The following is a 20,283-nucleotide window of genomic DNA, read 5'->3' on the forward strand; positions in this document are numbered from 1 at the left end:
TGTCAGGACCTGTGATTTATCCAAGAAGGAGATTCACCCATGCGTATCGTCGGCCTATTCGCAATATATGTATTGCTTGCGGCATGTACAACTACGCCGATGTTTCCTCCGGAAATCATGAAAGACGTCGAAAAGGATACCTTTGATTTCAAGACATGGAAAGAGCAGGCGTATCATCCTTCCAACGCCCATTTCGTCCCTCACAAAGTGGAATTGGGAGGACGGATCATCAAAGTGGTTCAGAAGCCGGAAGGCGTTCTCATTCTTGCCGAAAAACAGCCCGTCGAGAAATATCCTGGGTATGGCCCCCGTAGCGCCGAACAGGAAAGCCCATTGATGTACGCCATCCTCTTCAATGGTTTTCCAGAGTCCGGCATGTTGCAGGTCGGCAATCGACTCGCCGTTGTCGGCGCGACGGATAAGGCCGGAACAGAAGTGATCGGATGGACTCCCACAACCATGCCGCATCTTCTGGCGCAATGTCTTCACATTTGGAATACCCAGGGAGTGAAAACCGTCGACGATTTTCCCTATGAAGGCATGATGGGATATTACCCTCCGGAAGAGAGAACCTTCTGTGTTGAAGAGAACGAGCGAGGGTCATTGTCCGCCAGTGGCACGGGTTCCTGAAGTGGAGGGGCGAAGAGTCCGTCCAGAATTGAGCGAAGGAGGCTGAGATGACCGGGTATGGGAAACGAGTGTTGATTGCCGAAGACGAGCAGGATCAGCGAACCTGGCTGGGCGTGGTTCTAGAGAGTGCGGGATACAGCGTTCATGTGGCCTGTAATGGACGCCACGCATTGGAAGAAATGAAACGTCGTCGGTTCGATGCCGTGGTGACTGATGATCGCATGCCCCATATCGATGGATTTCAACTCCTTTTGCTCGGGCGGCTGGTTTGGCCGGAGACGCCGATGATTCTGTTATCGAGCGAGGATGCAACGTTGTCCGACATGGTCGAACAAGGAGAAGCGCGCCGTTGTCTCCGTAAACCGTACGATGCCGGCGACTTATTGAAAGTGATAGAAACCGCCATTGAAACAGGAGGCGAAAGGCGATCGCACACGTCGGGATCTATGGCGTTGTCTCTACGATGAAGCATGTTCAATCTACCGTACCATTTTTATGTGCTTTGCATTGGAAGCGAGCCGAGCCTATCAGCGAGCCGCTGTAGGAGCACGCTCTAACTTTGCGCACGGTTCTCGAGATACTCACCGTCTGTACGCCGAGCGATCTGATCCCGTCTAGCAATCCGAGCTGACATGATCCCGGCACCTTCATTCAACGCCGCGATGATTCACTGAAGATGTAAACGAGACCGATACCGTTCCCAGGGGACGCCAGGTCTGTTTGTCCCCTTCATGAAGCTGCACCGCGTCAGGACCCGTTATGATCCGACGTGTTGGTCTCGGTCCACGCCTGAGTTTTGCCGAGATTATATCGTTCGAGAAGACGATAAAGTGTTCGCCTGCTGATGCCGAGCAAACGCGCCGTCCGCTCCTTGTTGCCGTGCGCCGATTCCAGCATTTTGAGTACCTGGTCCCTCTGCAGCGCCTTAAGAGTTCCCGGGGAAATGTTCATGGGATCAGAACTGCGCCCGTTTTTGTGAAGCACTTCGGGAGGAAGATCGTCGATTGAGAGAATCGCGTGTGAGGCCAGTGCCACCGCGCGCTCTACGACATGTTCCAGCTCACGCACGTTTCCCGGCCAGAAATACTGGACCAACGCGTGCATCGCGGTGGAAGAAAAAGACGTGACGGGAATTTCTTTTTGGTCGCCGTACCGCGCGAGAAAGAACTCAGCCAGTAAAGGAATGTCTTCAGGCCGTTCCCGAAGCGGAGGCAGGAGGACCGTCACCGTGTTCAACCGGTAGAGCAAATCTTCACGAAACCGGCCGGAGGCGGTCAATTCGGGTAGGTTCCGACGGGAGGCCGCAATAATCCTCAAATCGACCCGCACCGACTCATTGCTTCCGATTCTTCGGATTTCTCCTTCTTGAAGGACACGCAAAAGTTTAGCCTGTCCCGCCGGTGAGAGATCCCCGACTTCATCCAAAAAGAATGTGCCGCCGCTTGCTTCTTCGAGCAGGCCGCGCCGCATGGCATGGGCGCCGGTAAACGAGCCCTTGGTGTGGCCGAACAGTTCGCTTTCGAGCAGAGAATCCGGGATGGCGCTACAGTTGATGGCCACGAACCGGTGAGCCGCGCGCGGGCTGTTGTCGTGAATGGCGCGGGCGATCAATTCCTTGCCGGTGCCGCTCTCGCCTTGGATCAATACCGCTGTCCGACTGCGAGAGACCTTCCCGACGAGTTTGAAGACCTCCACCATCTTCTTACATTGTCCGATCAGAGATGCCGCTCGTGGCCGTTCGCAGAATGCGCGCTGAAGCGTGCGATTGTCGTCGATCAGGCGCCGGTGTTCGACGGCTCGTTTCATCGTGAGGACAAGTTCGTCGAGATTCACGGGCTTGGCGATATAATCGAACGCTCCTTGTTTCATGGCTTGGATCGCAGTGTCGACGGAACCGAATGCGGTCAAGAGCACAATGGGCATCTCCGGCATGGTTTTGTGAAGCGAGTCTAAAAGGTCTAATCCTGAAAACGGCACCATGCGGATGTCGCTCAATACGGCGTCATAGGTGACCGCGCCGGCCTTGCTCACGGCCTCCAGGCCGTCAGAGGCGATGTCCACCCCAAAGCCGGCTTGGCTTAAGGCCTCGGCCAACATCTCCCGATTCCGCTGGTCGTCATCCACGACGAGGATTGAAGGCAGGCCATTTAGTGACATTCCCGGACCTCCCGCTTCTTCCAAATAGGCAGATCGACAGTGAATTCCGTTCCCTGCCCCACCTCACTTTTTACGGCGAGCCGGCCGCCGCTGTCGGTCACCACCCGGTGACAAATCGCCAAGCCGAGTCCGGTTCCGCCATGCTTGTGCCGTGTCGTGAAAAACGGCTCGAAGATTCGAGACAAGTGTTCCGGAGGGATTCCATACCCCGTATCGACGATTGTCAGGCGAACCGCCGTGCCGTTAATGAGAGCTCCTTCACTCACAACGACCGTGCCGGGAAGCTCGGTGCCGCACGCGGCGCGTGTTCGGATCGTCAATTCCCCCCCGGACGGCATCGCTTGTTTGGCATTGGAGACCAAGTTGAACACCAGTCCGTGCAAGGCATTTGGGTCGCCGGCGACCAGTGGGAGATCTCCTTGCAAGTCGGTCTTGAAGGTAACCTGTCGTCTCGTCATTCCCGGTGAGAGCAGGGACAGCACTTCGTGGATGGTGCTGTTGAGGTTCAGGGGAGCCGACCGGAGACGCACGCGGGTTTGATTCAACACCTGTCTGATGACGGCCACCATGCGGTCGACCTCGGATCGGATGATGGCAAGATGTCGTTGCCGGCTCGAGGAATCGTTCGCATGATTGAGCATTTGTAGATGACCGGAGAGGGCATTTAAGGGGTTGCCCAATTCATGAGCCACCGTCGCGGACAACTCGCCCAGCGCCGCCAAGCGCTGGCTGCGTTCGATCGCGATCCTTGCCTCGACCAGTTCCAGGTTGGCTTGCTGCAGTTCCTCGGTCGCGTCCGCCACCCGCTTCTGAAGCGTCTCGTTGAAATGCCGAACTTCCATCAGAAGACGATCTTTTTCCGACCACGCTCGCCTGCGCGCGGACAGCATGCGATTGAACTGAGTCGTCAGTTCTTTGATTTCGACGGGGCCTTCGATCGACACATCGCTTGACAAGTTTCCAGACTCCACATTTCGCATGGCGATCAACAATCGCTGAACCGGCCGATGGAGCTTGATCCGGATCAGGAACAAAAAGGTCACCGATGTGATGATGACGACGCCGATGCCGATTGTTTCGGACAAAGCCAGTTCCTGTTTGATGAGATCATCATACTCCTTTACCGAATAGAGACCCCGCAATGCTCCGACAACCTTGCCGTCGATCGTAATCGGGGCTGTAATGCGCCAACCGCGCTCCGTCGACGATTCATCGAGCTGCATGACCGAGCGTCCTGCCTGAACCTCGGTCCTTTCATGAAGATCCAACGCGTGGGGCACCGCCTTCGGGTCGGTGGAGAAAATGAGGGGGCTGGAGTCGGGCGTGATTTCGAATACCGAAAGACGCTTCACACCGGCTCGGATCTCATGAACGTCTTGGATAAGCTCCTGTAGTTTCGCAACGTCTCGGATTCCTCCCGTCTTGCCGATCATGTCGCCCATAAACTCCGCGATGCGGAGAAACGCAACTTGTCGATTATGCGCTCCCGCCTTATTGACAACCTCACTTTCAAGCAGCGCCATGACGACGATCGACAGCGCGACAAGCATGGCTCCGGTGACGATGAACCAGGCCATGATACCGTCGAGCTTAAACCACTTCCTGAACATCTCGGCCTCGTCGAATCGGTCGACCAGTGTCGTACTGTGCATCATACTATGTTGTGAGGTTGTCTGCATCCGCATGTCTTGACGCATGTTCGCTTCCATCGGATGAACAATCAGTTCCGTCTTCTCACGATAGCGAGGCGTTCATGTTTTAGTGCCCGGTGCCGTCGGTTCACATAATCGGTACCGCAAAAAGACTTGCAAATTACGGTCCTTCCAAACATTCAGGAGCGACTCATGTTCCTGCTTGTTCTCCACAGAGTGAACGGTTGGATTTTTATGGGAACTACATCCTGCCCGACACGACAAGTCTACAAAGGCAGCATGAATGACAGCCGGCGCATGACTTCTAGGCCGCCATCAATGTGCGAGATGAATGTCTCCGACGGTCTTCTACGCTCTGCAGTCGCCCGCCGAGCCGGTTACCTTTGGCACACCTGTGTAATTGTGGCACGACGATTCCTCGCCTTGTCTCAAGCCGCTTACTCTTCTCTTTAACGAATCCTTCATGATTTCGCGTTTTGCCACGTCAGGCAAACACCTTGCTTAGTGTGTGGCTCATGAACATGACCTACGATTTCTCCCTCAGCGGATGGCGATGTCTCGTAGAGGCTTCTTCGGAAGCGCATCCTGGTAGGTCGTCACGGAGAGCGGTGATTCGGAAACTACGTCTCGGAAACCAACATGAAAGAAGTATAGGGAGACTCCTCGTATGAACAATCTCGTCCAGATTGCCTTGAAAAGACCATATACGTTCGTGGTCTTGGCTATCCTCATCCTGGTGTTCGGGGCGATGGCGGTCGTTGAGGCACCGACCGATGTCTTTCCAAATATTCAGCTGCCGGTCAGTTCCGTAGTGTGGCTTTATGATGGCTTGATGCCGCAAGAAACCGAGGGGCGAGTTACACGCGTCTTCGAACAACTGCTGACGAGTACGGTCGAAGGCATCAAGACCATCGTGAGCACGTCGTACTTCGGCCACTCCATCATCAATATCTTTCTTCAGGACGGCGTTGATCTGGCCGGCAGCGAAGCCGATATCGTGGCGATATCGCAGACCGCCGTTAAAGCGCTCCCGCCTGATGTTGCCGCGCCCATGGTGATGCGGCTGTTCCCCTCCCAAGTGCCGGTGGCCGTATTGCAAGTCGAATCAGAGGTGCAAACACCGGCGGAGCTCTACAATCTCTGCATCATGAGAATACGACCCATGCTCGTCACGATACCCGGCGCGATCCTGCCGCATCCCTACGGGGGGCAAGACATGCAGGTCATGATCAATGTCGATCAGCAGAAATTGCTGGCCCGCCACCTCACCACGGAGGACGTGCATCAAGCGATCGAGAAACAAAACCTCGTGTTGCCCGGCGGGGACATGAAGATCAAGGAGACCGATTGGCTCGTCTTGACGAACGCATCGCCGCTGAAGATTGAAGAGTTCGACGACATCCCGATCAAGCGAGACGGCAACTCCTTCATCCACCTGCGCGACGTCGCCACGGTTCGCCTCGCCGGCCGGGTACAAACGAACTCCGTCCTGGTCGACGGCAAACAGGCGGTCATCGTCGTCGTCATGAAAAGCAGCGAAGCGTCGACGTTGGACATCGTGGATGGAATCAAAAAAATGCTCCCTCGCATCCAGGAGGTCGTGCCTCCCGATGTAAAGGTCAGTCTCCTCAGCGATTCCTCGGTCTTCGTCAGAGATGCCATTGCCGACGTGGTGCATGAAATGGTCATCGCCGCCGCCCTGGTCGGCTTCATCGTGCTGCTGATGCTCGGCTCCTGGCGCCCGACGGTCATCGTTCTCACCTCGATTCCACTTTCCATCCTTTGCTCCATCATAGGACTCCATCTGCTCGGAGAATCGATCAATATCATGACCCTAGGCGGGCTGGCGTTGGCCGTCGGCATTCTCGTCGACAACGCCGCAGTCATGATCGAGAATATCGATACGCACCTCGCCATGGGTAAGCCGTTGGAGACGTCGATCATCGACGCCGCCAATCAGATCATTCTCCCGACGTTCGTCGCCACGCTTGCCATCACAATCGTGTGGGTCCCCCTCTTTCACTTAAGCGGCATTGCCGGGTGGGTGTTCCCGGCGATGGCCGAGGCCGTCGTCTTCGCGATGCTGGCTTCCTTTATCTTGACCTATACCCTCGTCCCGACGATGGCGAAGTATATTCTGAAGGCTCATCACGCGACCGAATCCGGAGGCGGCGCCTTTGCCCGCTTCCAGCGTGGATTCCAGGAATCCTTCGACCGCTTCCGCGATCGCTATGCCGCATTGCTGGAGCGCGTGATCGCCCACCGGGCGCGATTCGTCATGATCTCCATGGTGTTCGCGCTGGGATCGCTCGTTCTGTTTTACTTCAACGGACGAGAGTTTTTCCCTCAGATCAAGGGCGGCTTGTTGCAGATGCACATGCGGGCGCCGCTCGGGTTGCGGATCGAGGCGGCAGGGCGTGTGGCTACCCTCGTCTCAAACGACATCAGGGAGATGCTGCCCGGCAACGTCGACACGATCGTCAGCAATTGCGGCCTTCCGGTCGGAGCCCATAACCTCGCCTTTATTCCATCGCCGACGATCGGCACTCAGGATTGCGACCTCACCATCACGCTGAAGGATGGACAGTCGCCGGTGTGGGAGTATCGGAACCTGCTCCGCAAAAACCTGACGAAGCGTTATCCAGGAACGGAATTCACCTTTCAGCCGGCGGATCTGACGGATAAGATTCTCAACTTCGGCTCGCTCGCGCCGATCGACCTGCAGATCAATGGGCCGGATCTTTACGCCAATTACGCGTACGGCCAAAAACTGGCGAGCAAATTCCGCCAGATCCCCGGCGCCGCGGATGTGTACATCTATCAGACGATGTTTCAGCCGACGATCCTGGTCGAAGGCAACCGGAGATTCGCGCTCGGCCTGAATCTGAACCAGAAGGACTTCGGCTTCAACATGCTCCTCGCAACCGCGGGCAGCCAGCAGATCGATCAGAAATATTGGCTCGACCGCTCGACACGGCAGTCGTATCGACTCAATGTCTATACCCCGCAACCGCAGCTGACGAGCGTGAAAGATCTCATGTCGATCCCGGTTGCTCCGGAGGTGCGCGACCATGAGGAAGGCTCGGACGACGCCGTGCATTTGCTCGGCAATATGACCAACCTCTCGCTGATCGGAACACCGGGAGTGGTGACGCACCGGAATCTCCTGCCGATGATCGATGTCTTGGTGTCGGCGGAGGGACGCGATCTCGGCGGTGTGTTGGCGGATGTCCGAACAATAGCGGCCTCCATGAAGGACGAGCTGCCGCGCGGCTCGGAAGTGGAAATCCATGGCCAATCCGAAGTCATGCACGAAGCCTTTATCGAACTCGGTGGCGGTCTTCTTGTCGCGATCCTACTGGTCTATCTGTTGATCGTCGTCAATTTTCAATCCTGGCTTGATCCCTTCATTATCATTACGGCCTTGGTGGGCGCATTCGCGGGCATCGCATGGTCGCTCTTCGCGACCCATACGAATATCTCCGTGCCTGCGCTGACCGGAGCCATCATGACGATGGGCACGGCCACCGCCAATTCGATCCTGCTCGTCGCCTACGCCCGTGAGCGGCTTGCGGTTCACGGTGACGCGCTGCGGGCCGCGATCGAGGCGGGGAAGGGCCGCATTCGCCCGGTACTCATGACGGCGGCGGCCATGATCATCGGCATGCTTCCCATGGCCATGGCGAATTCGCAGAATGCGCCGCTTGGCCGCGCCGTCATGGGAGGATTGGCCGTTGCCACCCTGTTCACGTTGTTTTTCGTTCCCTGCATTTACGCCATCATCTATAACCGTCGAACTGTTCTCCAAAAGGAGTGTGATTAACATGGATAACTTGGGCAGGAAAGTCTTTCTGATTGTAGTTGTCATCGTGGTGCTCGCGTTTCTCGGTTATCGGTTTAGCGCGAACCAGCAGGAGGCGGCCGCGTTGCAAACGGACACCGTGGACCGCACCGTTACTCCGGTAGCGATCACGCATGCCAAGCTGTCGGATGCGACCGACACCATTACACTCCCCGGCAATATCGTCGGTTGGAACGAGGCGCCCATCTACGCGCGTGTCACCGGCTACGTGAAGGAGTGGCACAAGGACTACGGCCATGAGGTGAAGAAGGGAGAGGTCCTCGCCGAAATAACCACTCCGGATTTGGATGCGGAATACCGACAGGCCGTTGCGGATCTGCAATCGGAACGCGCCAAGAACGAGCTGGCCGACCTGACCGCAAAACGTTACGTGGCGATGCGGCACAATCAAGCGCTCTCGGAACAAGCGATTTCCGTACAGGTGGCCGAGGCAAAGGCCCAGGCCGCGAAAGTGAAAGCGGCGGAGCAAAAGGTGAAGAACATTGAAGCGTTCATCGGGTTTAAACAGGTCACGGCTCCCTTCGACGGCGTCGTGATCCAGCGCAATATCAGCGTCGGAGATTTGGTCGGCAAAGAGGGCAACCTCAACACACCCAATGCAAAGAACAATCTCTTTACCGTGGCCGTCGTCGATAAGTTGCGCCTCTTCGTGAGTGTCCCTGAGTCCTTCGGAGCCTTCCTCAGTCCCGGCCTGACGGCCGACGTGACCGTGCCTCAATTCCCCAATCGCCATTTCACGTTCGAATTTCTGACCGTCTCGAAGGGATTTGATACGAACACACGCACCGCGGTGGCGGTCTTTACCATCGACAACAAGGACCGCGTGCTTTGGCCGGGATCCTATGCCACCGTTCATTTGACCGCTCCCGTGGACCTCGGGGTGATGACGATTCCGACGAGCGCGATGGTGTTCCAGGAGCACGGCACGCAGGTGGCCGTCGTGGGAGAAGACGACCGGCTTCACTTTAAGCCGATCGTGGTGGCCAAAATTCTCGACAACGTCATCGAAGTGACACAGGGCATTTCCGAGAGCGATCGCATCGTGAATAATCCCGGCGCCGCGCTGCTGGAAGGAGACAAGGTGCGCATCGTCAAAGCCGCCGGAGGCTATGACCTTGTGACTCGAGAAGCCCCAGCTTCAGAAGCCAGTACGCAGAAGAAACAATCGACGAAATCTTTATGACATCCGATCCTCTTGAGAGGGGAGACTGTGCACAAATGACGATGAATATGATCCCCACAAAACGCATCGGGGCATGGCAAAGCGGCTTGTTGGTCTTGGCCCTGCAGGTTTCGGCCTGCGACTCCCTTCCGCGGGTCGATTTGGCCCCGACCTATGAGCCGCCACAATACGTCGTGCCCGTCTCCTGGCATGGCTCGAGTCCCTTCGTGGAGGCGAAACCGTCGGATGACGAAGTTCGCCCCGATTGGTGGAAATTGTATAACGATCCGGTTCTGAATAAGCTCGTCGAACAAGCCATGGACGCCAATCCGGATCTCCAGGCCGCCGCCGAGCGCTTCGTGCAGGCGCGGGATGTGATGATGAAGGCCCGGTCGCAGTTATATCCACAGCTCGGCATCGGGTTCGGCGGTCGGCACGCCAGACAGTCGGTCGACAAACTCTTTCGCCCCGACAATATCCCGATCCAGGGAAGCACCATGGAGCTGGGAGGCATTGCGGCATGGGAGCCGGATTTCTGGTCGGCCCTCCGCAATGCCATGCGGGTGGAGACCTACACCGCCCAGGAACGCGCCGCCGATTGGGCGCTTGCGCGTCTCAGCCTGCAAGCGGAGGTGGCATCGGACTATTTCATCCTCCGGGGTTTCGATGCGCAAACCGCCACGTATAGCCAATCGATCGACCTTTACAAACGATCGTTGGCGCTCGTCAAGGCGCAGTTCGCCGGCAAACTCGCCTCGGCGCTGGACGTCGCCCGTGTCGAATCCTTGTTGTTCAGCACAGAGACAAGATTGGCGCAGATCCAAGGCCAGCGCCAACTGACGGAACAGGCGATCGCCATTCTGGTCAATATGGCGCCGGCTAGTTTCACGGTTGAACCGGTCGATGACCTTCGTGTCGCAAGCTTTACGATTCCGCGCACCATCCCGTCCACCCTGCTGGAGCGTAGGCCGGACATTGCCGCGAGCGAGCGAAGGGTCGCACAGGCGAGCCGCACCGTCGGCATCGCCAAGGCGGCGTTTTACCCCAATGTCGCGTTCCGCGCGGACGGCGGATTCGAAGACGGCTTTCATTTGATCGAACTGGCCCATACGTTTTGGACCTACGGCGCAGAGGTGTCGCTGCCGGTCTTTCGTGGAGGATATCGCCGCGCTCAATTGCAACAGGCATGGTCGGCGTTTCGCGAAGCGGAAGATGTCTATCGTTCGACCGTGCTCAATGCCTTTCGTGAGGTCGAGAACAATTTGAGCTTGACGAATCGGCTGACCCTCGCGGCGGATCGGCAAGATGCCGCGGTGGAGGCGACGTTCAAAACGCAAAATTTGACCACCGATCTGTATCGGGGCGGGCTCGCCTCGAGCCTGGAGCTCATTTTCGCGCAGGTCAATACACTTGAGGCCCGCATCGATTCCATCACCATCAAGGCGGACTTGCTCAAATCCTCGGTGGCCCTCATTCGGGCGCTCGGGGGAGGCTGGAACAGAAAGCAATTGCCCTCCGACGACCAGATTCAACCGTTCGGCACGCTTCAATATGTCAATCTTGACAAACCTGCTCCCGCCGGAGGAATTGATGTCCCCGCAGAGAATAACCATTTATACAATGATCTGACGAAGCGCCCTTAGTTGGACAGGCGTTCAGAAGAGAGAGGATATAGGCACATGAAAACTCTCATCATTGTGGCTCGGGACTCGATGATAAGCGACCTGGAGGAACTCCTGCAGAGTAATGGCGTCAAAGCCTACACCATCATGAGCAACGTCATGGGCAAGGGAGTAACGGGTAGAGTGTTCGGGACTTTCCTCAACCCCGACACCAATGCGATCATTTTTGCGGTCCTTCCACCCGACCAGGCGGACAAGGCGGTCAGTGCGCTTCAAACTCTTCATGCCACGCGAAAAGCGTCTTCATGTGACACGCCTATCCCTCTCAAGGTGTTTTCTTTTCCTTGTGAGGAACATGTGTAGCGTCATGGGCTAAAAGCTGTCCGGTGTCTGCTTGGCGGTCTTGCAAATAGGGGCGGCTCAGGGAGGGGCTCGCAAGCGGTTCTCCACGATGAGTTCGGTGGAAGGGCCGTCGTCGTACTCATCGGTCGTCGCGGCGTCAATGGGAAATGAACATCAGGGAAGTGACGAGCTCAGGCCGACCTCTCCTCGTGTAGACGGAAGCGGCAGTCAGGATTTGGCGCCCTTCTTCCCGAAATATTCCTGGCGGCCCACGGCGACATCGGCGACATACATGAAACCGGAGTGCCGATCGAAGAGCGGACGAAGGCCGGCAAGAATGGGTTCGACCTTTTCTTCCGGCACGACCGTGAGGATCATTTCGAGGCTCTCCTGCTCGCTGAACATGAAGTGCGCCTCCCGCACCCCATGGTGTCCCTTGCCGGATATATTGCCGATGATCGTGTATCCCGAGGCGTGGACACGGTCCAGCAGGTCGGTTACGAACGCGCGATGCTCGCCCGCGACAATCACACGAATTTCCTTCATCGGATGCAAACTTAAACCGCCCATCGAGTCACTCCTTTCCAGCCTCGGGTTGTACCGTCGAAACCGGTTGCTTCTGTTCCCTTGAGACATCCTCGGCGATGCGCGCCCATTCTCCGTTCGGTCGATATCGATACCAGCCACCGTCTCGCGGATCCAGCACGATCAAATGCACCCACTCATTGTGATAATAATGCTGAAGCACTTCATGTCGCGCAATGAGTTTCTCGATTCCTGTACGAGGGGCTTCAACGATGGTCAATAACCGCATCGGCTCGTGGTACGGCATTTCCCCGTTCATGACGGTTTGTCGAGCCAATCCCAGCCGGAGATCGCTCCAGGGGCCGGACATGATGCCAAGCCGCCCGACGACATTATGGTAGATCTTGCTCCCGCTGCCGTACACGTCGTTGTCCACGGCGGAGAAATAATGTTCCATATTGATCCACTGCGCCACCACCTGCGGCGCGGTGAGCAGCACTTCGAGTAGTCGATGGTTCGGATCTTCGCGATAGTCGTATGAATGCAGGAATACACGCCCGCCCAAGTCCAGTCCTTTCGTCAGCTCGCGGCGTCCGATCAGGAACGAGGTATTGTTCGAGAGACCCCACTCCGGCCGGACTTGGCTCCAGTCGACGCTCCGCTTGCGGACCTGTGCCTCGGCGCTGGTTCGTTTGAGTACCCGGCGGATATCGGGAAAGCGCAGACAACGCTCTTGGCTGGTGAGGACGGAGGCCTCTTTGAGGTCTTCTTGGAGTCGGGCGATGTCCGCGCGATGGGTCGGCGGGGCGTCTTCGAGGTCGAACAGCTGTATGGCATCGGTCGTCGTGTCCATCTGGCCGGCGACAAAATGCGTATCGGCGGGGATATTGATTCCCAGTTTGGGGATTCGCTCGCGGACCTTGGGATTGTTCGCCATCATCGCGAGGGCGCGAGCATTGGGTTTACCCTCATTGCCGCCGCAGGCTCCGCAATCGAGCGCGGACTCGTAGGGATTGTTGTCCGACGTGCTGCCATGGGCGCAGAACAGGACCAGACGCGCAAAGTTCTTGGTCAGTCCCATCATGCGGAGGGCGGTATCGACGGTCAGGACTTGCTCTTCCAAGGTGAAACCGGTCCTGGTGAGCCGTTCTTTGTGTCGTGACGCGGATCGCGCCGTCAGGTCATATTGCCGTCGCAAGGTGTCGACGAACGCGGTGATCGTCTCCTGTGTGAGTCCGGCCCGCTCGAGTTCCTCGTCCGCGATAGGCGGCGCTGGGTCTCCTTCCACCATCAGAGCCCGCTGACGGAGACTTTCGACGAGCGTCGGCGTGATGCGAAAGCTGCGGAGCCCGAGGTGTTCGTGCAAGGCTTCCTTGATCACGGCTTGTTGCTCGGCTGCCAGCATTTCCGCTGTTTCCCCAGGCGCCAGCTTGTCTATCGTCAACGTGGTGGCCAAAGAGGGGACGAACAGGCGCCGCAACCAGGTGGTCCATCGCTGGTAGAGCTTCGGAACCAACGTCTTGCCGAATATCGGCAGGCTGTAAAACCAGCCCAGCGATTCCACCATGACATAAGGAGTCACGACGTTCTCTTTCAGATCGTGCAAGAGCGTGTGACCCGCCTGCACCCACTTGGCCCTCGCCGTGTGCAGCGAGACCTTATCGTCGAGATAGCTGCGGGGAATTTCCCGGACCTCGTTCTTCGCCCGCATGATCACGGGGAATTGTTCCGTGTCGTGTTCCTTGCCCCAGGCCCGATAGCGGATGAAGGCGGCGAAGAAACCGGCAAAGCCGAACGTTTCGTGTGGGCCGATTGCTTCAAGGTGGCGGCGGAACGGTTCGGAGCGCACGTCGATGCAGTAGACCGACTGTGAGTACGGGCGAGCCGTCTCAGAGGGAGGGGTGTTCCTGGCGCGCGCGCGCAAGGATCCTAACAGCTCCTCCTGGTAGCCGGCTTCCAGGGCCTTGAGCCATACCGGCCCATGGTCCGATTCGGGGAACGTCTCCATCCAATCGACGACTTGCTTGAGGTCCGTGGGAGCGCTTTCAACGAGCGCGGTTGCCTTGATGTTCACTGAATGGGCCAGGGCGAGAAGCCGGCGCGCGGCCCCGCGACGGGCGGCAGCTTGCAGCCGGGGAATGACCTCGGCGCGGTATCGTGCGAGGATATTGTTCCAGCTTTGTCCCTTCCGATGCGAGAGCCGGTCGACTTCCTCGGCATAGAGGGCGGGCAACCGGCCGGCCACCCGCTGCCGTCGAAGATAGTATTCTTCCGGATAGTCGCGCATGAAGGCCATCACGGCTTCGTATCGCCCGTCGATCCCGAGACGGTCCTTGCAAGCCTGTTGGACCAATTCACGCGCGTACCAGAGACGAATCGCGAGAAACTTCACCAGCCCGACGGGGTGAGTTTGCTGCCATGGATAGTCACGTTCTTCCGCGCGCCATTTGATGAAGCCGGCCCATCCGGGCAGCGCCGTCAATTGTAACGATAAGTAATTTTGTAGAAGTTCCGCGGGAATCCCCAGCGCATCCAGGCTTTCGAGGAGCGCATCCTCGGGGTAGTCCGGCAGCTGGGCGATCTTCCGGCGGCTGTCTTTGATTCCACAGGGAGACCATTCGTGGGAGGTCATGGCCCTCCACGCTTCATACAGGCCCTTGTCGCGTCCCGGCATCACCCACGTGGCATGTCCCTCGTCCAGGAAGGCCCCGCACCATTTGATCATTTGCTCGTTGATCTGCTGGACGATCTGTGTGCCGAGTGTGTCGTCGCACCAGTGCGAAAGCGTCAGCCACCGGCAAAGCGCGGCTTGATTTTCATCCACGACTTTACGGATTCGATCGTCCAACGAAAAAGGGAGCAGCGCGCCTTCCAGCTTACGAGCAAGCGCGTCGATCAGCGGCCTGTCGGGATCTTCCAGTTGATCATCGAGCGGTTCCATGGTCGGCGCACACAGTCCGTCGGCCAGACAGGCGCGCAGGACCGACCCATGCGTGATGGTATGCGATCCGATCGCCACCTGCTTATCGAGGACATGAGGCTTGAGCGCGTCATCGAGATGAGTTGACCGGATACGACCGGCCTTGAGGTACTCGCGATACAGAGAATTGGGAAGATATCCGTTGCCGCCCATGAACTGCTTCCCGCGCTTGACGGCTTCCTCGAACGGCAAATATTCAATGCTGTGCAAGGGATTGTGGTGGACGAAGGTCCGCATCGGCCAGTACTGCGCAATGACTTCCCCGGCAAGGCGGACGACCCCGCGCAATTCCATTCGCCTGGATTCCATGTCCGCCACGCGCTCTAGCGATTCCATGCGAGGGACCTCTCCATGGCGATGGTTCTACTTGAGGCCTGATCCGGCGCATATAAGCTGGTCGGGGCCAAGCCAAGCGCCAGCAAGGTCAGCACCGCGATCAACAGCGATGCCAACTCGGGATACCGGAGGTCGGCATAGCGTAAATCCGGCCGGCGAGCGCCGAAGAGCAGTTGTTGCACCATCTGCATGATGTACCAGGAAGCGGCAAGCCAGGCGGTGAGCGCAATGAACAGGCCGATCGTTGAAGAGGGCGGCGCGGTCAGCAGCAACCCCATGAATCCCGCAAACACTCCGAAGGGTGGAAGACCCATCGCAGCCAGGGCGAGCAGCGACAGCAGGACCCCGTAGCTCGGCATGGACGAGGCCAATCCACTGATCGACTGCGGGTCCACATCGTCGCCGTATCTCGTGCGGATCACCTGCCAGGCAACCAACAGTCCACCGGTGGCAAGGCCGACCGCTCCGGCCAGCACGGCCGCGCGCGGCGTCGCCGTGTGGGCTCCGGCCACAAACCACCAGAGGATCGAAAAGAAGGAGACGCTGCCGTAGCCCAGCAAGAGACGGACGCGCGACTGGGCCAACGCCTTGATCGCGCCGTACAGCGAGCTGACCAGGGCCAAGAAGCTGACGACCGTCACGAATTCATTCGGCATCGTCGGCATGGCTTTCGCCAGTCCGTGAAGGCCAAGCAGGGGCAGCAGCAACACAATGAACGGCGGCAAGCTGCCCGGCAGTCTGGTCAGCGCCGTGAGGTATCCGTCATGAAAGGGCATGAGCGGCAACAGCACGGCACAGGTCGCCAAGGAGGCCACCGATGAGATGGGCGGTTCAGCCGCGAGGGACACACCCGCGCCGACGACGCCGACACCGAAGGAGCCGATGCCCCACCAGGAGATGGGCCAGAGCGTGGTGTGGTGGCGGTATAGCAGGAACATGATCGTCAGCATGAGTGAGATCAGGCACAGGAGGCCGAAATTCTCGGCGGTGAGCGCGCCCATCCCCAAACCGAGAAACACCAACGTCATGATCCAGGAGAGCCGATGGTTCTCGTGAACGGGCTGGCCTAATACGGACACCATGGCCGCGATCGGGAGTAAATAGAGCGGTAAGAACCCATCGGGCGGGGTCGGAAGATAGTTGGCAATGGCGACGATCGACGCGAGGCTGATGACAGAGCAGACGATCGCATACATTTTCACCCGATAGGGATCCGACGACCGGGTCAGGCTCACGAGCGCTCCCAGGAAAGGAATCCCGGTGACGAGCCATGGGAGGAAAGCTTCCATCATCGCGACCACCCGCGTTCCAGTTTGTCGATTCGATGAACCAGCTGCGTCGTCGTCGAGCCGAGCAGTTGATAGAGCTCATCGGCATACATCCGATTGAGGAACACCGTATAAAGCCGAATCCTCATCGCTTCGATCCAGACCGGCATCCAGACCGTCCGACCGTGGGCGCGCAGGTAGAGATAGGTCCAGCCGAAGATCGTCATGATCGCGGCCATCACGACAATGAGGTCGAAGAGCCAGTCCGGGAGATCGGCGGCCTTGAAATACGACGCCACCTCTTCCGGGTTGGGATAGAGGAACGCGGTGAACGATTCGACGGCGAACAGATAGACGAACACGGTGAACAGAAGCGTCAGCAGCATGATGGCCGATACTTTCCAGGACGCCACGGCACGCAGCCGTGTGAGCGTCAAGATCGCTTGCGACGAGGTGATCCAGATGAAAAACAGGATAATGACGGTTCCCTGGGATTCCAAGAGTGGAATGCGCAGGACTCCGTGCGTGACCAAGAGAATAAGCAGCGGGATGAACAGCGTCGTCACAAACCCGGTCAGCCAGGCCAAGCGAGAGAATCCCGCCTCGTCATTCTCATGGTCCGTATGGGGGAAATGCGGCTCCTGGCGCGCCTTATGGATGACATTTCCACAATTGAGGAAGACCGTGGCCTTGAAAAGGCCATGGGCGATCAAATGAAAGACGGCCAGCGAAAAGGCTCCTAAGCCGCATTCCATGATCATGTAGCCCATCTGCCCGATCGTCGAGAAGCCGAGCGTCTTCTTGATGTCGTTTTGCGCCAGCATCATCGTTGCGCCGAGGGCGGCCGTCAGCGTCCCGATCACGAAGGCCACGTGCAAGGTGGTGGAACTCATGCCGAAGAGCGGCGCCAGGCGGTTGATGAGAAAGCCTCCGGCGTTGATGATACCCGCATGCAGCAAGGCGTGGACCGGCGTGGGAGCGAAGAGCGATCCGGGCAGCCACAGATGCAGAGGAAACTGCGCTGACTTCCCCATCGCGCCGATAAACAGGAGGAAGGTGACTGCCGTCACGGCGCTGACGTCCATCCCGGGCAGAATCGACAGCGTCACGGGGATGTCGGCCGCTCTGGCAAACAGTTCTTGGAATTCGAGGGTGCCGTACAGTTGATACGCGAGGACAATGCCGGCTAGAAACGCCGTATCGGCAACGCGCAACAGCGTAAACGTCTTGAATGCGCCCGCCAGCGTCGCGGCATGGACATGGTTGTGCGCAAGCAGGTAGAGCAGATAGCTGAGGATTTGCCAAAAGAGAAACAGCATCATGAGGTTGCCGCTCGAGACCATGCAGATCAACACGAAGTCGGTCAGGCAAATCAACGTCAGATACCGGCGCGTATGACGGTCCTGATACATATATCTCGTGGAGTAGTAATAGATGATGGTGGAGACACCCGTGATCAATGTCATCATGACCGCGCTCAAGCGGTCGACATAGAAGCCGATGGGAATAATGAAGGATACGACGGAGGAAGGGTCGTAGAATCGAACGGTGACGGGACCTTGCGAGGTGACCAGGACCAGGATGCCGATGGCGCCGAGGAATGCCGATCCAATGGGATAGGCGGCCGCCTTCGCGCGGGTGGAACGCGGCGCCTCGCCGCCGGTCATGACGATGCCGGCGGCGATGAGCAGCAGCAGCGGGACGCATAGTACGAGCGACAGAAGCACGTTATTCCCACGGAAGGTTGAAAAGCGCTCGTTCGTTCTCGGTCAGGCAGTCGGGCACACCCTGCCGTAACGGCGGCAGGCTAACCATTAATACGGGGTCTCCATACTCGTCAAGCAGGGACTGATCGTCGGTTTCCGCTCTTGTGCTTTTGCGGACCAAGCGCCTATGTCGTCTCCGCAGAATCCGGCAGTCTCATCTCCACGTCGTCGGGCCCGGTCAGTCAAAGCGCGCGTTCCTGGGCGCGCTTATCCAAGCGCTGAATGACGGACGTCAGTCTGTGCCCCACTCGATGTAAGACCACGTCGACATACAGTCGATTGAGGAACAGCACATAGAGGCGGATCCGGACGCTGGTGATCCACGATGGCGTCCACAGGGTCCGGCCATGGGCCCGCATGTACACATAGATCCAGCCTACGATCGTCACCAGCGTCGACACCACGAGAAGAAGGTCAAAGAGCCAGTCCGGAAGATCACCGGCCTTGAAGTACGAGGTCACTTCCTCCGGGTTAGGGTACAGGAATGCCGTGAACGATTCGACGGCAAACAAATACACGAATACGATGAACAAAAGCGTCAGCAACATCGCCGCGGACACCTTCCAGGACGCGACGGCCCGCAACCGGGTCAGCGTCAAGATCGCTTGCGACGAGGTGATCCAGATGAAAAAGAGAAAGATGACGGTACCCTGGGACTCCAGCAGGGGAATCCGTAACACGCCGTGAGTCGCCAGCAAGATGAGCAAGGGGATCAGCAAGGTCGTGAGAACCCCCGTCATCCACGTCAGGGGTGAATAGCTTTCTTCCTCCGCCTCTTGTCCTCGATAGGGGAAGACGGGTTCCTGTCTCGCCTTGTGGATGACATTTCCGCTGTACAAGAACACCGTGGCCTTGAACAGACCGTGCGCGATCAAGTGAAAGACCGCGAGCGAAAACGCCCCGAGACCGCATTCCATCACCATGTAGCCCATTTGACCGATCGTCGAAAAGCCGAGCATGTTCTTGATGTCGTTTTGCACCAGCATCATGGTCGCGCCGAGGATGGCCGTCAGCGTGCCGATCACGAGAGCGACGTGCAAAGTGGTCGAGCTCATCCCGAAGAGCGGGGCCAGGCGGTTGATGAGAAAGCCCGCGGCATTGATAATGCCCGCGTGCAGTAAGGCGGTCACGGATGTGGGGGCATAGAGATACCGGGGAAGCCAGCCGTAAAACGGAAATTGGGCTGATTTACTCATTCCGCCGACAAGGAGCAGGAGAGTGACCGCTGTCGCGCCGTTGAATTCGACACCGGGGATCAGGGAGACGGTCGCCGTCGATTGCGCGGCGGCGGCAAACAGATCAGGAAATTCCAATGTGCCGTACAGCGAGTAAGCCAGCACGGTCCCACCCAAGAAGGCGACATCACCGACCCGCAAGAGCGTGAAGGTGCGAAACGCGCTTTTCAGTGTTTCTTGGTGGCTATGATTGTGGACGAGGAGGTAGAGGAGGTAACTCAGCAACTGCCACAGCACGAACAGCATCAGCAAGTTCGCGCTGGACACCAGGCACAGGAGGACAAACACGGTCAACCCGATCAAGGCAAGATACCGGCGCTCGTGCAAGTCTTGGTACATATATTCGACGGAGTACGTGTAGATGATCGTGCCGATGCCGGAGATCAAGACCATCATGACCGCGCTCAGCCGATCAATATACAGGCCGATCGGAACGGCCAATACGGTGGAAGCCACCGGATCGTAGAGTCGAAGCGTAATCGGGCCTTCCGTGGCCACGGCGTACAGCGTGGCGATGGCGCCACAGAAGGCCACACCGATCGGCCAGGCGGCAATTTTTGCGCGAGTGTGGCGCGTGACGTCGCTACCGACGCCCACGATAAGGGCGGCGATCAATGGAAGCAGGTGTACCAGCAACACCGCGGACATCATTACCTCGAAAAACACAAAAGCCAACCGGTATGCTCGACACCTGTCGATGCAGCTCAGTTGGCTTGTACTGCGACCGGCCTCTCGCATGAACTGCC

13 protein-coding genes are annotated in these 20,283 nt (G+C 58.0%); 6 read left to right on the forward strand and 7 right to left on the reverse strand.

What is annotated here, in order from left to right; translation table 11 throughout:
- Positions 1-39 precede the first annotated feature (39 nt).
- On the forward strand, positions 40-630 hold the full coding sequence (locus COMA2_RS11190) for a Slp family lipoprotein (protein WP_090897889.1): 591 nt from the start codon (positions 40-42) through the stop codon (positions 628-630).
- 47 nt (positions 631-677) lie between these two features.
- Positions 678-1,097 (forward strand): response regulator, encoded by a 420-nt coding sequence (locus tag COMA2_RS11195; RefSeq protein ID WP_090897892.1) that lies wholly within the window; start codon positions 678-680, stop codon positions 1,095-1,097.
- Between the two features lie 280 nt (positions 1,098-1,377).
- Here the strand turns inward: COMA2_RS11195 and COMA2_RS11200 are convergent, their stop codons facing one another.
- Together COMA2_RS11200 and COMA2_RS11205 are read right to left on the reverse strand one after the other, a co-directional pair.
- The gene (locus tag COMA2_RS11200) at positions 1,378-2,787 is read right to left on the reverse strand and encodes a sigma-54-dependent transcriptional regulator (protein ID WP_090897895.1); all 1,410 of its coding nucleotides are present in this window, start codon (positions 2,785-2,787) and stop codon (positions 1,378-1,380) included.
- Positions 2,778-4,484 carry a sensor histidine kinase gene (locus COMA2_RS11205; RefSeq protein WP_175304545.1) on the reverse strand — a complete coding sequence of 569 codons (1,707 nt, stop codon included), beginning with the start codon at positions 4,482-4,484 and terminating at the stop codon, positions 2,778-2,780. The genes COMA2_RS11200 and COMA2_RS11205 overlap by 10 nt, the downstream gene beginning before the upstream one ends.
- A gap of 622 nt (positions 4,485-5,106) precedes the next feature.
- Between COMA2_RS11205 and COMA2_RS11210 the strand changes: the two genes are divergently transcribed.
- Genes COMA2_RS11210 through COMA2_RS11225 form a run of 4 tightly spaced genes read left to right on the forward strand, consistent with a single transcriptional unit; the run spans position 5,107 to position 11,448 of the window.
- Positions 5,107-8,262: an efflux RND transporter permease subunit gene (locus COMA2_RS11210; RefSeq protein ID WP_090897901.1), complete on the forward strand. Its 3,156-nt coding sequence runs from the start codon at positions 5,107-5,109 to the stop codon at positions 8,260-8,262.
- 1 nt (position 8,263) lies between these two features.
- Complete coding sequence (locus COMA2_RS11215) at positions 8,264-9,484, forward strand: efflux RND transporter periplasmic adaptor subunit (protein ID WP_090897904.1); 1,221 nt, start codon at positions 8,264-8,266, stop codon at positions 9,482-9,484.
- Between the two features lie 47 nt (positions 9,485-9,531).
- On the forward strand, positions 9,532-11,106 hold the full coding sequence (locus COMA2_RS11220) for an efflux transporter outer membrane subunit (protein WP_217490715.1): 1,575 nt from the start codon (positions 9,532-9,534) through the stop codon (positions 11,104-11,106).
- 36 nt (positions 11,107-11,142) lie between these two features.
- Positions 11,143-11,448, forward strand: a complete 306-nt coding sequence (locus tag COMA2_RS11225) for a P-II family nitrogen regulator (protein WP_090897907.1) — start codon at positions 11,143-11,145, stop codon at positions 11,446-11,448.
- Between the two features lie 207 nt (positions 11,449-11,655).
- Here COMA2_RS11225 and COMA2_RS11230 read toward each other — a convergent pair whose 3' ends face one another.
- The 5 genes from COMA2_RS11230 to COMA2_RS11250 all read right to left on the reverse strand — a co-directional run bounded on the left by COMA2_RS11230 (position 11,656) and on the right by COMA2_RS11250 (position 20,185).
- Complete coding sequence (locus tag COMA2_RS11230; RefSeq protein ID WP_090897910.1) at positions 11,656-11,997, reverse strand: P-II family nitrogen regulator; 342 nt, start codon at positions 11,995-11,997, stop codon at positions 11,656-11,658.
- A gap of 4 nt (positions 11,998-12,001) precedes the next feature.
- Positions 12,002-15,268, reverse strand: coding sequence for a DUF2309 domain-containing protein (locus COMA2_RS11235; RefSeq protein WP_090897913.1), 3,267 nt, complete (start codon positions 15,266-15,268; stop codon positions 12,002-12,004).
- Positions 15,256-16,560, reverse strand: a complete 1,305-nt coding sequence (locus COMA2_RS11240) for a proton-conducting transporter transmembrane domain-containing protein (RefSeq protein ID WP_139077290.1) — start codon at positions 16,558-16,560, stop codon at positions 15,256-15,258. Before COMA2_RS11240 ends, COMA2_RS11235 begins: the two co-directional genes overlap by 13 nt.
- Positions 16,557-18,263: an NADH-quinone oxidoreductase subunit 5 family protein gene (locus tag COMA2_RS11245; RefSeq protein ID WP_245630973.1), complete on the reverse strand. Its 1,707-nt coding sequence runs from the start codon at positions 18,261-18,263 to the stop codon at positions 16,557-16,559. Before COMA2_RS11245 ends, COMA2_RS11240 begins: the two co-directional genes overlap by 4 nt.
- Positions 18,264-18,484: 221 nt before the next feature.
- On the reverse strand, positions 18,485-20,185 hold the full coding sequence (locus tag COMA2_RS11250; RefSeq protein ID WP_090897919.1) for an NADH-quinone oxidoreductase subunit 5 family protein: 1,701 nt from the start codon (positions 20,183-20,185) through the stop codon (positions 18,485-18,487).
- Positions 20,186-20,283 lie beyond the last annotated feature (98 nt).

Source organism: Candidatus Nitrospira nitrificans (assembly GCF_001458775.1).
Lineage (GTDB): Bacteria > Nitrospirota > Nitrospiria > Nitrospirales > Nitrospiraceae > Nitrospira_D > Nitrospira_D nitrificans.